General features: G+C 68.9%; 11 protein-coding genes. 7 read left to right on the top strand and 4 right to left on the bottom strand.

Annotated features, from left to right (window positions below; genetic code table 11):
- Nucleotides 1-149 precede the first annotated feature (149 nt).
- Complete coding sequence (gene hisC / locus E0H75_RS05560) at nucleotides 150-1,229, top strand: histidinol-phosphate transaminase (protein ID WP_131511953.1); 1,080 nt, start codon at nucleotides 150-152, stop codon at nucleotides 1,227-1,229.
- Nucleotides 1,226-1,951, top strand: coding sequence for an SDR family NAD(P)-dependent oxidoreductase (locus E0H75_RS05565; protein WP_165553462.1), 726 nt, complete (start codon nucleotides 1,226-1,228; stop codon nucleotides 1,949-1,951). Before hisC ends, E0H75_RS05565 begins: the two co-directional genes overlap by 4 nt.
- Before the next feature lie 171 nt (nucleotides 1,952-2,122).
- On the opposite strand, the gene E0H75_RS05570 is transcribed toward E0H75_RS05565, so the two are convergent.
- Both E0H75_RS05570 and E0H75_RS05575 read right to left on the bottom strand, forming a co-directional pair.
- Nucleotides 2,123-2,716 carry a hypothetical protein gene (locus E0H75_RS05570; RefSeq protein WP_131511957.1) on the bottom strand — a complete coding sequence of 198 codons (594 nt, stop codon included), beginning with the start codon at nucleotides 2,714-2,716 and terminating at the stop codon, nucleotides 2,123-2,125.
- A gap of 486 nt (nucleotides 2,717-3,202) precedes the next feature.
- Entirely contained in the window at nucleotides 3,203-4,144 is a 942-nt protein-coding gene (locus tag E0H75_RS05575; protein ID WP_131511958.1) for an EamA family transporter, read from the bottom strand.
- A 165-nt stretch (nucleotides 4,145-4,309) separates the two neighbouring features.
- Between E0H75_RS05575 and E0H75_RS05580 the strand changes: the two genes are divergently transcribed.
- The 4 genes from E0H75_RS05580 to E0H75_RS05595 all read left to right on the top strand — a co-directional run bounded on the left by E0H75_RS05580 (nucleotide 4,310) and on the right by E0H75_RS05595 (nucleotide 9,341).
- A complete protein-coding gene (locus tag E0H75_RS05580) occupies nucleotides 4,310-5,509 on the top strand; it encodes a phytase (RefSeq protein ID WP_131511960.1) in 1,200 nt (399 codons plus the stop codon).
- A gap of 342 nt (nucleotides 5,510-5,851) precedes the next feature.
- The gene (pdhA, locus tag E0H75_RS05585; RefSeq protein WP_131511962.1) at nucleotides 5,852-7,018 is read left to right on the top strand and encodes a pyruvate dehydrogenase (acetyl-transferring) E1 component subunit alpha; all 1,167 of its coding nucleotides are present in this window, start codon (nucleotides 5,852-5,854) and stop codon (nucleotides 7,016-7,018) included.
- Nucleotides 7,018-7,995, top strand: coding sequence for an alpha-ketoacid dehydrogenase subunit beta (locus tag E0H75_RS05590; protein ID WP_131365003.1), 978 nt, complete (start codon nucleotides 7,018-7,020; stop codon nucleotides 7,993-7,995). Before pdhA ends, E0H75_RS05590 begins: the two co-directional genes overlap by 1 nt.
- Nucleotides 7,995-9,341: a dihydrolipoamide acetyltransferase family protein gene (locus tag E0H75_RS05595; protein WP_202872832.1), complete on the top strand. Its 1,347-nt coding sequence runs from the start codon at nucleotides 7,995-7,997 to the stop codon at nucleotides 9,339-9,341. The genes E0H75_RS05590 and E0H75_RS05595 overlap by 1 nt, the downstream gene beginning before the upstream one ends.
- 48 nt (nucleotides 9,342-9,389) lie before the next feature.
- Here the strand turns inward: E0H75_RS05595 and E0H75_RS05600 are convergent, their stop codons facing one another.
- A complete protein-coding gene (locus E0H75_RS05600; protein ID WP_131511964.1) occupies nucleotides 9,390-10,316 on the bottom strand; it encodes an NADP-dependent oxidoreductase in 927 nt (308 codons plus the stop codon).
- A gap of 61 nt (nucleotides 10,317-10,377) precedes the next feature.
- Between E0H75_RS05600 and E0H75_RS05605 the strand changes: the two genes are divergently transcribed.
- Nucleotides 10,378-11,208 (top strand): DMT family transporter, encoded by an 831-nt coding sequence (locus E0H75_RS05605; protein WP_202872833.1) that lies wholly within the window; start codon nucleotides 10,378-10,380, stop codon nucleotides 11,206-11,208.
- 365 nt (nucleotides 11,209-11,573) lie between these two features.
- Here the strand turns inward: E0H75_RS05605 and E0H75_RS05610 are convergent, their stop codons facing one another.
- Nucleotides 11,574-13,010: a S8 family peptidase gene (locus E0H75_RS05610; RefSeq protein WP_131511966.1), complete on the bottom strand. Its 1,437-nt coding sequence runs from the start codon at nucleotides 13,008-13,010 to the stop codon at nucleotides 11,574-11,576.
- Nucleotides 13,011-13,020: the final 10 nt, after the last annotated feature.

The raw sequence follows: 13,020 nt of genomic DNA on the forward strand, positions 1-13,020 counted from the left end.
CCTGATTGTCCGACAATCAGTCAGTGTGCAGCCAAGAATCGGTCCGCGCAACATGCGGGTTCGCGCGGTGTCGGGAGTGACTCAGCCGGGCCTCTTGGTGTGACCCAGCCAGGGTGGCCGGAGGGTGCGGTAAGGATTAACCTGCGGGCATGACCCCTGACAACGAGGTTCGCTTCCGCGGGTGCCTGGACGATGTGGCGGCTTACAAGCCCGGTCGTCCGCCCGCGCGCTCCGACGGCCGGCCGACGTACAAGTTGTCCAGCAACGAGAACCCGTACCCGCCGCTGCCCGGCGTCCTGGCCGCTGCCACCGAGGCTGCGGCGCAGATGAACCGCTACCCGGACATGGGTGCGGTCGACCTGCTCGAGGCCCTGTCGGCACGGTTCGGCGTACCGGTGAGTGACCTCGCCGTCGGGACCGGATCCGTTGCGCTGCTCTACCACCTGCTGCAGGCCGCGGTTTCCGAGGGTGACGAGGTGATCTACGCCTGGCGCTCGTTCGAGGCGTACCCGATCGCGGTCCAGCTGACCGGCGCGACCTCGGTCCAGGTGCCGCTGACCGTCGACGCGCGGCACGACTTCAAGGCGATGGAAGCCGCGATCACCGAGCGGACCAAGGTCGTCCTGGTCTGTACGCCGAACAACCCGACCGGCCCGGTGGTCCGCGCGGACGAGTTGCTCGCGTTCCTGGACGTCGTACCGCGCGATGTCCTGGTCGTGCTGGACGAGGCGTACCGCGAGTTCGTCCGCGAGCCCGGGATCGTCGACGGTGTCGAGGTGTACCGGGAGCGGCCGAACGTCGTCGTACTGCGGACCTTCTCGAAGGCGTACGGGCTGGCCGGCTTCCGGGTTGGTTATGCGATCGGGCACCCCGAGGTGGTTGCGGCGATCCGGAAGTGTGCGTTGCCGTTCGGGGTCAGCCACGTAGCGCAGGCGGCCGCGATCGCCTCGCTTGCCGTCGAGGAGCAGTTGCTGGAGCGGGTCGAGGCGCTGGTTGATGAGCGGACCCGAGTCGTCGAGGAGCTGCGCGCCGCGGGCTGGGACGTGCCCGATTCGCAGACGAACTTCGTCTGGCTGGAGCTCGGCGAGGACACGGTCGCGTTCGCCGAGGCGGTGCAGGCCGAGGGGGTCTCGATCCGTCCGTTCGCCGGTCACGGCGCCCGGATCTCCATCGGCGAACGTGAAGCGAACAACCTCTTCCTCGCGGTCGCGCGCGACTGGCGCAAGTGAGGTCGGCGGCCAGGTCGCTGATCTGGATCTCGGGCGCATCGGCCGGGATCGGGGCGGCTCTGGCCGCGGCCGTCCCGTACCCGGATGCGCGGGTGATCGACCTGTCCCGGCGCGGCGGAGGTACGGCGGAACACTTCAAGGCCGACCTCTCCGATCCGGCCGGCTGGGAGCGGGTCGAGAAGCACTTCGAGGCAGAGCTCACCGGGTACGACGGTGATCGCGTCGTCTTCATCCACAACGCCGGGACCATTACGCCGATCGGTCCAGCCCACGCGGTCGACAGCGCCGCCTACACCAGTGCGGTGCTACTCAACTCCGTCGCACCGCAGGTCCTCGGTCGAGCCTTCCTGACCGCGACCGCCGGCCTGCGCTGCGAACGCCACCTCCTCATGCTGTCCTCCGGCGCCGCCAAGACGCCGTACGCCGGCTGGTCCTCCTACACCGCCGGCAAGGCGGCCGTCGAGCAATGGGTCCGCACGGTCGGCGCCGAGCAACCGGCCGACGGCTGCCGGGTCATCGCGGTCGCCCCCGGCGTCGTCGACACCGACATGCAGTCCGAAATCCGCTCCACCGACTCGGAGTCCTTCCCATCGGTAGACCGCTTCCACACCCTCAAACAGTCCGGCGCCCTGGCCACCCCCGAGTCCGCAGCCGCCGGCATCTGGTCCGTCCTCGCCCGCGACCTTCCCAACGGCTCCTGCGTAGACCTCAGACACCTCTAGACACATCGGCGGATCGGGCATGCGAAAGCCCGGCCCGCGCTGGGACGGGGGCCGGGCGTGATGCGGCGCCGGGAGGAGTGAGGCTTGCTCCCGGCGCCGCGGATGGTGCTACCGAATCAGTCACCCCACCGAGGTGGCTCTTTCGGGTCCAGCATCACTGACCAGGGAGGGTCAGTTGTTCTGCGTCGAGTCCTGCTCGCAGGTCTTCAGCGTGTCGATCGAGTTGCCGTCGTTGAACGCACCGAGAACGCCGGCCAGGTTGGTCAGCGGCACGTTGCCGCCGATACCCGTCGCGGACAGCTCGTTGTGGCACGCCTGGAACGGGCCGACGTTGTTGCGGCTGACCGACACCACGCCGTCGTCGCCCATCTTGTACCACTTGCGGTTGGCCTGCGCGTTGCCCTGCTCGCAGGTCTTGACAGCGGTGACCGAGTTGCCGTCGTTGAAGAAGCCCACGACGCCGGTGATGTCGCTGGCCGGCACGTTGCCGCCGATACCGGTGCCGGAACCGAACAGGTGGCAGGCCTGGAAGGGGCCGACGTTGTTGTCGTCGATGGCCAGGAGGCCGCCGTCGCGCTTGACGCCGTACCAGCCGTGGTTGCCGCCGTAGGCCTTGCTGGCCAGCGACGCCGCGTCGGCCAGGCCGGTGTCCTGAGCCTTCTGCTGCGTGTCGTCGAGAACGTTCGCGCTCACAACGGTAGCCAGGCCCAGCGTGGCGACGGTCGCCACTGCCGCGGCAGCGGCGATCTTGCGAGTTACCTGCATTATGCCAGGTTTCCTTTCGGGTTTGACGGATTCGTCTTAGTGGTAACGACACCTGGCCGGGCCGGTTACAAACATTTTTGTCAGCTATTCCATCCGTGCTCGCCCTCATAGGCAGCGTGTGATGAGTTCCCTGACGGCGCAGCAAATCCGCTCTGACCAGGCAACTTGCCGCCGGCCGGGACTGTCGCCGAACCGATCGTCAGTTGATGGGGAATCGGCCGTAACCGAACCCGGAGTACGTCGTTGAGTCAGCGCGGGTGACGGATGAAACCCGGTGAATCGGAAGATTGTTTTCGGTGGGCTCGGTGGTCGCCGAACGAGCAATACCATGATGAATCGGAAATCGTTGAACCATTGCCGGAGTTTCGCGCCGTGTTTTTTCGGGGCAGGGTGCCGGCCGGCAACCATGGCCCGCTGCCGCGCGCATCGGCAGCGGTGGGAGACCCGGGTCCTCAAGGGCCCGGGTTCTTCCGTCTCTGGAAGCCGTCAGGTCCGCAGGCGCCGCTCGGCGGTGACCACGAGCGCGACGCCGATGATGATCACTGCGCCGCCGAGCAGGATCTGCCAGGTGATGTGCTCGTCGAGGATCAGCCAGCCGAGCAGTACGGCGACCGCCGGATTCACGTACGCGTAGGTGCCGATCAGCGAGATGGGCGCGTTCGCCAGCAGGTAGGAGTAGGCGGAGTACGCGAGCAGCGAGCCGAACACGATCAGGTAGCCGAGCGCGAGCCAGCCGGATCCGTCGATCCGGTCGAGGTGCAACCGGCCCGGCTCGCCGCGGACCACGCCGATCAGGACCATCGCCGTACCGCCGAAGACCATCTCGTACAGAGCGGTCACCAGTGGATCGCGCGGCAGGCCGAGACGCGGGGCGAATCGCGAGCCGGTGGCCCAGCAGATCGTTCCGACCACCAGGACGGCGACGGACAGCGGTTTCGCGCTCGTGTTGCCACCCGACAACGCGAGCAGTGCCGCCCCGCCGAATCCGATCAGTACGCCGAGCCACGTCAAGCCGCGGGGACGCTCGCCGCCGCCGACGCGCAGCAGCATCAGCCAGAGCGGGATCGCGGCGACCAGCAGCGCCGCCAGGCCGGACGGTACGGTCTGCTCCGCGATCGCGACCGCACCGTTGCCGAAGGCAAGCAACAGGATGCCGACCGTGGCCGCGCCGAGCGCCTCCCGGCGGGTGATCTTCAGTCGCCGCCACCCCGACTTCAGGCTGAGCGCGGCGGCCAGCAGCAGCGCCGCGGTGAGGAACCGGGTCGCCATCCCGAGCATCGGCGGGATCTCCGCGTCCACGACCACCCGGATGCCCAGGTAGGTCGAACCCCAGACGACGTATACGACCGCGAGCGCGGTCCAGATCATCGCGCTCGAAGCGGGCCGGGCGCCGGCGTCAGGCAGCGCGGCCGGGGCGGAAGCCGCCATCCGGGACCCTCCTCGGTTGTCAGGGGTGTCATACAAAGACGATGCTTACGCTAGGCGGGCGGGCCTCGCCGCGCAAGCCGGTTTCCAGTCAGCAATCCGCTGTTTCCCGCCAGTCCATCAGCGCCAGGCACTCTGCGCCGTACTGCCGATGGTGAGGAGAGTTGGATGCGGATCGCCGGTGTCACGCTTGCTGCGATGGTCGTCACGCTGGGTGTCCAGCCGGCGTACGCCAGTGGGCTCACGGAGGTGACCGCGGTCACCGAGACCGTGCCGAACTGGGACGACGAGGCCGGCGGCAACGCCAACGCCGACGACCCGGCCATCTGGATCGACGCCAAGCACCCCGAGCGCAGCGTCGTCCTCGGGACCCTGAAGAACGGCGGGCTGACCGTGTTCGACCTCTCCGGCCAGGAGGTCCAGCACATCGCGACACCGCCTCCGCCGGCGCCGGGTCAGGAGCCCGGGCGCTTCAACAACGTCGACCTGGTCGGCAACCTCGCGGTCGTCACCGACCGCGGCCGCGACCAGCTCAGGACGTACGCCGTCAAGGCAGGGCGACTGACCGACGTGACCACCGCCAAGGCGCCGCTCGTGTTCAGCAAGGACACCGACGAGGTCCAGGACCAGCACACGGCCTACGGCCTGGCCGCCACCGAGATCCACGGACAGCCGGTCGTCGCGGTCACGCGCCGCAGCGAGACCCGGATCGGCTTCTTCCGGCTCGTCCCCGACGGCCACGGCAAGATCACCTACCGCCCGATCGGCAACGTCGACCTGCCGAGCAGTTTCCGGCTGAGCGACGGCAGCACCTGGTCGCCGTGCGAGGAGCCCGGCGACCGTCCGCAGCTCGAGGGCATGGTCTTCGACCGCACCACCAACGACCTGTACGCCGCCCAGGAGGACGTCGGCGTCTGGCGCATCCCGCAGCACGGCAAGCCCGAGCTGGTGGAGAAGGTCCGCGAGTACGGTCAGCCGGCGGCGTACGACGAGGAGACCGAGGAGTGCGCTCCGACCGGGCCGGTCACCCGGGACGCGGGGAAGTACCTCAGCGCGGACGCCGAGGGTCTGACGATCGCCTACGAGCAGGGCAAGCGGATCATGTACGCGTCCGGCCAGGGTGACTCGACGTTCGCGTCGTACCGGATGGACGGGCGGCGGCTGGTCTACCGCGCCGGCTTCCAGATGGTCGACGGTTCGGCGGCGGACGGCGTACAGCACAGTGACGGCGCGGCGGTGACCACTCAGCCGCTCGGGCCGCGGTTCCCGCACGGTCTGTTCGCTGTGCATGACGGTGAGAACACGCCTGGTGACGGTGACCGCGAGGGCACCAACTTCAAGCTCGTCCGGCTCGAGAAGCTGCCCTGATCGCAACGCAGTTGTGACAGATGCTGTCTGGGCTGCGGACATCTGTAATATGAGCGTGGAGATATGACCAGTGGGTGGACTGGTGTCTCGTGCCAGGACCGGTTTCGGTACCGGCGTACGTGCGAGCGTCCAGACAGTTAGCGGATCAGGCAACCCGCTGGGTACGGTGTCCCGCAAGTAATACAGCCAGGCAGGCCGGTGAGGAGGTCTACTGGTAGTAGTGCCAGTGCATCAACCCTGGATCCACGCGGTCCTGCCTGCGAAGCCTCACCCGGCTGAAGGGGGCCGGCCCGCGCAACGTTGCGGTCGCGGCGATCCCGCGCTCGAACCCGAGGAGTGCATGTGAGTGAGTCGGTGCCGGGGATTACCCCGGAAGTGTTCGCGCCCGTCGAGGCGCCGGTCAGTCCGCCCCAGGCCTCCGAGGAGGTCGAGTTCGTCCAGCTGCTGACGCCCGAAGGTGAGCGCGTCGAGCACCCGGACTACTCGTTCGACCTCGACGACGAGGCGATCAAGGGCTTCTACCGGGACATGACCCTGGTCCGCCGGATCGACACCGAGGCCACCGCCCTGCAGCGGCAGGGTGAGCTCGGTCTCTGGGCGTCGCTGCTCGGCCAGGAGGCCGCGCAGATCGGCTCCGGCCGCGCCCTGAACTCCAAGGACATGGTCTTCCCGACCTATCGCGAGCACGGCGTCGCCTGGTGCCAGGGCGTCGACCCGCTGCGGCTGCTCGGCCTGTTCCGCGGCGTCGACCAGGGTGCCTGGGACCCGCGCGAGAACAACTTCCACCTGTACACGATCGTGATCGGCGCGCAGACGCTGCACGCGACCGGGTACGCGATGGGCCAGCAGCGCGACCACGCCATCGGCGACGCCGAGAACGGCGAGGCGACGATCGCGTACTTCGGCGACGGCGCCAGCAGCCAGGGCGACGTGAACGAGGCGTTCATCTGGGCCTCGGTCTTCAACGCGCCGGTGGTGTTCTTCTGCCAGAACAACCAGTGGGCCATCTCCGAGCCGATCGACCGGCAGACCCGGATCCCGCTGTACCAGCGCGCGGCCGGCTTCGGCTTCCCCGGCGTCCGCGTCGACGGCAACGACGTACTTGCTACGTACGCCGTCTCGCAACAGGCTCTCAGCAGGGCCCGGGAGGGGAGCGGCCCGACCCTGATCGAGGCCTACACCTACCGGATGGGTGCGCACACCACCTCCGACGACCCGACGAAGTACCGGCTCAGCGAGGACCTCGAGCACTGGAAGCTGAAGGACCCGATCGAGCGGGTCCGCGCGTACCTGACCCGCACCGCCGGGGTCGACCACGACTTCTTCGACCAGATCGACGCCGAGGCCGACGGGGTCGCCGCCACGCTGCGGGCCGGCTGCCTGTCGATGCCGGAGCCGGAGCTGACCGACTTCTTCGACACCGTGTACGTCGAGCAGACGCCGCAACTGGTCGAGCAGAAGGAACAGTTCGCCGCGTACGCCGCTTCGTTCGAAGGCGAGGTTCGGTGATGACGAAGATCACTCTCGGCAAGGGCATCAACGCCGGTCTGCGGGCCGCGATGGAGGCCGACCCCAAGGTCGTCGTGATGGGCGAGGACATCGGCAAGCTCGGCGGGGTCTTCCGGGTCACCGAAGGCCTGCAGAAGGACTTCGGCGAGGACCGGGTGATCGACACCCCGCTGGCCGAGTCCGGCATCATCGGGACCGCGGTCGGTCTGGCGCTGCGCGGCTATCGGCCGGTCTGCGAGATCCAGTTCGACGGGTTCGTGTTCCCGGCGTACGACCAGATCATCAACCAGGTCGCGAAGATGCACTTCCGGTCGCACGGCCGGATCCGGATGCCCGTCGTGATCCGGATCCCGTACGGCGGCGGCATCGGCGCGGTCGAGCACCACTCGGAGTCGCCGGAGACGCTGTTCGCGCACGTGCCCGGTCTCAAGGTGGTGTCCTGCGGCGACCCGGTCGACGCGTACTGGATGATCCAGCAGGCGATCGCCACCGACGACCCGGTGGTGTTCTTCGAGCCGAAGCGCCGCTACCACGAGAAGGCGGAGCTGGACGAGTCTGTGCCGCCGGCGCTGCCGCTGCACCAGGCGAAGGTGGTCCGCGAGGGCACCGACGCGACGCTGCTCTGTTACGGCCCGATGGTGAAGACCTGCTTGCAAGCCGCCGAGGCCGCGGTCGAGGACGGTCGGCAGCTCGAGGTCGTCGACCTGCGCACGATCTCGCCGTTCGACCTGCCGACGATCTTCGCGTCGGTCAAGAAGACCCGGCGGGCGATCGTCGTGCACGAGGCGCCGTACACGCTCGGCCCGGGTTCGGAGATCGCCGCGCGGGTGACCGAGGAGTGCTTCTACCACCTGGAGGCGCCGGTCCTGCGCGTCACCGGGTTCGACACCCCGTACCCGCCGTCGCGGATGGAAGAGGACTACCTGCCCGACCTCGACCGGGTGCTCGACGGTGTCGACCGGGTGATGGGGTACTGATGGGCATCCAGCACTTCCGCCTCCCCGACGTGGGTGAGGGTCTGGTCGAAGCCGAGATCGTCAGCTGGAAGGTCAAGCCGGGCGACACGGTCAAGCTCAACGACACCGTCGTCGAGATCGAGACCGCCAAGTCCCTGGTCGAACTCCCGGTCCCCTTCGCCGGCACCATCGCCGAACTCCTCGTCCCCGAAGGCGAGACCGTCCCGGTCGGTACGCCGATCATCGCGGTCCAGACCGACTCCGCGGGCGACGAGCCCCCACCGGCCGATGCCGGCACCGAAGACCTCGTTCCCGCGATCCCCGAACCCGACAACGGCGGCCGCACCGCGGTCCTCGTCGGCTACGGCCCCCGAACCACCGAAGCCAAACGCCGCCCCCGCAAGGGTTCTGGTCCCGCACCGGCTCCAGCGGTCGAGGTGCCTGCACCCGCACCCGTACCTGAACCGGTTGTTGCTAAGAGCAATGAACCGGCGGGTTCTGTGCATGTGCTGGCCAAGCCTCCGGTGCGGAAGCTGGCCAAGGATCTGGGGATTGATCTGGCCGGCGTGACTGCAACCGGGCCGGGCGGGATCATCACCCGGGCTGACGTCGAAGGGCACGTAGAGGCGCCGGCTCCTGTGGTTGAGGTTGCGCCTGTGGTTAGTGGGCGTGGGGATACTCGGGTGCCCGTGAAGGGTGTGCAGAAGGTGATGGCGCAGGCGATGGTTGCCAGTGCTTTCACCGCGCCGCATGTGACCGAGTGGATCACCGTGGACGTCAGCGCCACCATGGAGCTGGTCGACCGGCTCAAGGGTGACAAGGCGTTCCGGGACCTCAAGGTGTCGCCGTTGCTGATCGTCGCGAAGGCGGTCACCCTGGCAGCCCGTCGTACCCCGGTCATCAACGCGGCCTGGGACGAACCGGCGCAGGAGATCGTCTACAAGGGCGCGGTCAACCTCGGCATCGCCGCGGCCACCCCGCGCGGCCTGATCGTGCCGAACATCAAGAACGCCGACGCCCTCACGTTGCCCGAGCTCTGCGCTGCACTGAACGACCTGGTCGCCACCGCCCGCGAGGGCAAGACCCAACCGGCGGACCAGGCCGGCGGTTCGTTCACGATCACCAACGTCGGCGTGTTCGGCGTCGACGCGGGGACGCCGATCATCAACCCGGGCGAGGCAGCGATCCTCGCCTTCGGCGCGATCCGCAAGCAGCCGTGGGTGGTGGACGACGAGATCGTCCCGCGCTGGCTCACCACGCTGGCGCTGTCCTTCGACCACCGCCTGATCGACGGCGAGAAGGGCTCCACCTTCCTCGCCGACGTCGCCGGCATTCTCGAGGACCCCGCCCGCGCCCTGATGTTCTAGCAGTACGCCGCAAGGCCCGGGTGGACAAACCACCCGGGCCTTCGCACGTCACCGCAGCGCGAGCACCAGCTTCCCCGTCACCCGACCCGTCTCGCCCACGCGGTGTGCGGCGGCGGCGTCCTCCAGCGGGAACGTCTGCTCGACGTGCACCCGCAGCAGCCCGCGCTCGACCAGATCGGTCAACCCGAGCAGCCCGATCCGGTCCGGCTCGACCAGCATCTCCGCAGTACGTACGCCGCGTGCCTCGGCGTCCCGCCCAAGCTCCTCCGTCACCCCGCCAAGTACGGCGACCAGCAGCCCACCAGGTCGCACGAACTCCAACCACCGCCGATCCGATTCCGTCCCCACCAACCCGACCACGAGGTCAATCTCGCCGGGGTCAGCCGCCGGATCGTGGTAGTCGAGCGGCTGATCCACTCCGATCGACCGCAGGAACTCATGCTTCCCCGCGCTAGCAGTCCCGACCACCTCAGCCCCACGAGCCTTCGCGATCTGCACCGCCAGATGCCCGACCCCGCCCGCGGCAGCATCAACCAGCACCCGCTGCCCAGCCTGTACGTCGGCCACCTCGACCAGGCACTGCCATGCGGTGAGCCCGGCCAGCGGCAACCCAGCCGCCTCCACGTGCGACATCCCCGCCGGCCTCCGCACGAACTGCCGTGACGGCGCCGTCACATAGTCGGCGTACGCCGCAGCCTCCCGCGGGAACCACGGCATCCCCAGCACCTCGTCACCAACCGCGACTCCGCTGGCGCCCACGCCGAGCTCGACCACCACGCCCGACACGTCCCAACCGAGCGTGTACGGCGGCTTCCCCAGGTACACCTCCTCCGCCCGAGTCACCCAGTCCACCGGGTTGACGCCCGCCGCATGTACCTCGACCAGCACCTCAGTCGGCCCCGGCACCGGCTTCTCGACCTCGGTCAGCTCGAGAACCTCAGGCCCACCGAACTTCCACTGCCTCACAGATCGCATGCCTACAGCGTCTCAAGGCATAGGCGCAGGGCGGCGGTTGTCCCAGTGAGAGGGTGTAGCAGTGCTGGTGTTGATGGTGGTGCTCGGGGCGGCGGTCCTGCACGCGACCTGGAACGCGATGGCGCACGGTGCGCCGGACCGGGTCGCCGGGCTTGCGCTGTTCGAGTTGGCCGCGGGGATCATCGGGCTGACCGCGGTGCTGGTGATGGGTCTGCCGCCGGCCGGTACCTGGGGCTACATCATCGCGTCGGCCGTGCTGCACCTCGCGTATCTCGGTGGGCTGCTGGCCTCCTATCAACTGGGTCAGTTCAGCCAGATGTACCCGTTGGCCCGCGGTACGTCGCCCTGGGTGGTGGCGGTCGTCTCGATCGTCGTACTGCATCAGGCACTGGCGCTGGTCGAGTTGGCCGGGGTGCTGCTGATCTCGGCCGGACTGATCGCGCTGGTGTTCATCGGCCGGCCGGGGCGGCGGCAGGCGCCGGCGCTGCTGGCGGCCGTCGGCACCGGGCTGACGATCGCGTCGTACACGGTGGTCGACGGCCTGGCGGTCCACAAGATGCCCGTGCTGACCTATATGGGCTGGGTGTTCATGCTCCAGGGCTTCCTGATGCCGCTGGTGGTGCTCGCCTGGCGCGGCCCGGGCGTGCTGAAACTGCCGCGCTCAGCGGTGCTGTCCGGGCTCGCCGGTGGTGTTGTGTCGATGGTCGCCTACGGCTTGGTCTTGTGGGCACAGACGCGCGGCACCCTCGCCGCCATCGCGGCGCTCCGCGAGACCAGCATCATCTTCGGCGCCATCATCGGCGCGGTCTTCTTCGGTGAACGCTTCGGCCCGCGGCGCGCGATCGCCGCCGTGGTCGTCGTCGCCGGAATCGTGCTGATCAGCACGGCGTAGCACGTCGGCTCCCATCCACCGCCGGCGGCTGTGCCGGGTCCTACCGCCTCCACCGGCTCGCCTCCACCGCCCGCCCGCGACCATTTGAGCGGATATCCCTCCAAATGGCCCCTTGTCTGCTCGTAATTCGGAGAGAGAAGGGGCGAGTCGAGGGGTTATCCGTTCAAATGGCGGCGCACCGGTGGCCGGCGCACCGGTGGGCTGTGGCTGGGGGCTGTGGCTGGGGGCTGGGGGCTGGGGGGTCGGCTGGGCGGCTGGGTCGGCGGTTGCTGGAGGGTGGGGTGCGTAGAGCCATGTGTGGGGGAGACCGCGGACAGGGTGTGAGTGGGGGTCCTGGGCGGAGGACCCCCACTCGGTCTGGGTCGTCAGCGCTTGACGGCGTCCAGCGCGTCCGCGATGCCTTCACCGAAGAAGGCGTTGTTCGCGGTCGTGCCGGTGCAGCGGGCGTCCGGGGTGGTCGGGCAGGCGGTGTCGTCCGCCTCCTTGCGCAGCGCCCGCTCCAGGTCCTGCGGGCTCCACCACGGGTGCGCCGACTTCATCAGCGCGGCGACACCGGTGACGTGCGGCGACGCCATCGACGTACCGCTCATGTTTCCGTAGCCGCCACCTGGCAGGGTGGACAGGATCGAGCTGCCGGGGGCGGCGACGTCGATCTTGTTCAGGCCGAAGTTCGAGAAGCCGCTGCGGACCCTGGCCTGGGTGGTGCTGGCCACGGTGATCACGCCGGGCAGCTCGGTCGGCATGTCCAGGCAGCTGTTGTTGATCTGCCGGGGGACCGGGGTCGAGTCGTTCGGGCTGCCGTTGTCGGTGGTCTTGTTGGCCAGGTCGTAGTTCGAGTTGCCGGCGGCCGCGACCGACAGCACTCCGCGACCCGTCGCCCAGGCGTACGCACGCCGTACCGCTTCCTGGACCGCGCCCTGGTCGCCGTTGTCCTTGCACCAGAACTCGAACGGGTCGATGAAGTAGCTGTGGTTGGTGACGTCCATGTGGTGCTCGGCGGCCCAGACGATGCCGCAGATCGAGTACTCCGGGTAGATGAAGCCGTCATCGTTGACCACCTTGACCGACGCGATCCGCACGCCGGGAGCGACACCGACGATGCCGACGCCGTTGCGGGCCGCGGCGACCGTCCCGGCCACGTGCGTGCCGTGCGAACTGGTGGTCGGCCGCCACGCACCCGCAGTGGTGTCCGGTACGCCGTTGTTCACACAGTTCACCGAGTCCTTGGCGTCGAAGTTCGGCGCCAGGTCCGGGTGGGTGTCGTCGACACCGCTGTCGTTGATGCCGACCAGCACGCCGCGCGAGCCGTCGGTGACCGCGTGGGCCTGGTCCGCCTTGATCTGGACCATGTCCCACTGATCGAGCTCGCGCGGATCCGGCACCGGCGCCGCCTCGGCGTCCTCGACCGACTTCACTCCGGCGGCGGACTTCGCCGTACCGACCGGGCCCTCGCTGACCGCGGCGGTGCGGGTCGCGCCGACGGACTGGACCTCACGCCCGTTGTGGCCCGAGCGCACGTCGGTGCGGAAGTCCGGGTTGGTCGACTGGGCGATCACCACCCCGAGCTGGCGGTACGACGTCACCACGGTCCCGCCGGCCGCCTTCACGGCGTCCTCGACCTTGCGCACGTGACCGGGTGACGCCTTGGTGTTGACCACGTAGTTCATCAGCGGCCCAGGCGCCGCCGCCGACGCGTGGTCGGACGGTACGGCGTGGGCGGTGGCGGCACCGAGTGTCGTCAGAGTGAGCGCGGTGGCAGCCAGACCGGCTGTCCAGCGGCGCGGACGGGAGCTTCGGGACACGCTGCCTCCT

This window comes from Kribbella capetownensis, from assembly GCF_004331485.1.
GTDB lineage: Bacteria > Actinomycetota > Actinomycetes > Propionibacteriales > Kribbellaceae > Kribbella > Kribbella capetownensis.

Bases quoted from the DNA above. Each gene is read 5' to 3' on its own strand.
- E0H75_RS05600 (WP_131511964.1), bottom strand. From the start codon at position 10,316: ATGCGATCTGTGAGGCAGTGGAAGTTCGGTGGGCCTGAGGTTCTCGAG.
- E0H75_RS05595 (WP_202872832.1), top strand. From the start codon at position 7,995: ATGGGCATCCAGCACTTCCGCCTCCCCGACGTGGGTGAGGGTCTGGTC.
- E0H75_RS05590 (WP_131365003.1), top strand. From the start codon at position 7,018: ATGACGAAGATCACTCTCGGCAAGGGCATCAACGCCGGTCTGCGGGCC.
- E0H75_RS05575 (WP_131511958.1), bottom strand. From the start codon at position 4,144: ATGGCGGCTTCCGCCCCGGCCGCGCTGCCTGACGCCGGCGCCCGGCCC.
- E0H75_RS05570 (WP_131511957.1), bottom strand. From the start codon at position 2,716: ATGCAGGTAACTCGCAAGATCGCCGCTGCCGCGGCAGTGGCGACCGTC.
- hisC (WP_131511953.1), top strand. From the start codon at position 150: ATGACCCCTGACAACGAGGTTCGCTTCCGCGGGTGCCTGGACGATGTG.
- E0H75_RS05580 (WP_131511960.1), top strand. From the start codon at position 4,310: ATGCGGATCGCCGGTGTCACGCTTGCTGCGATGGTCGTCACGCTGGGT.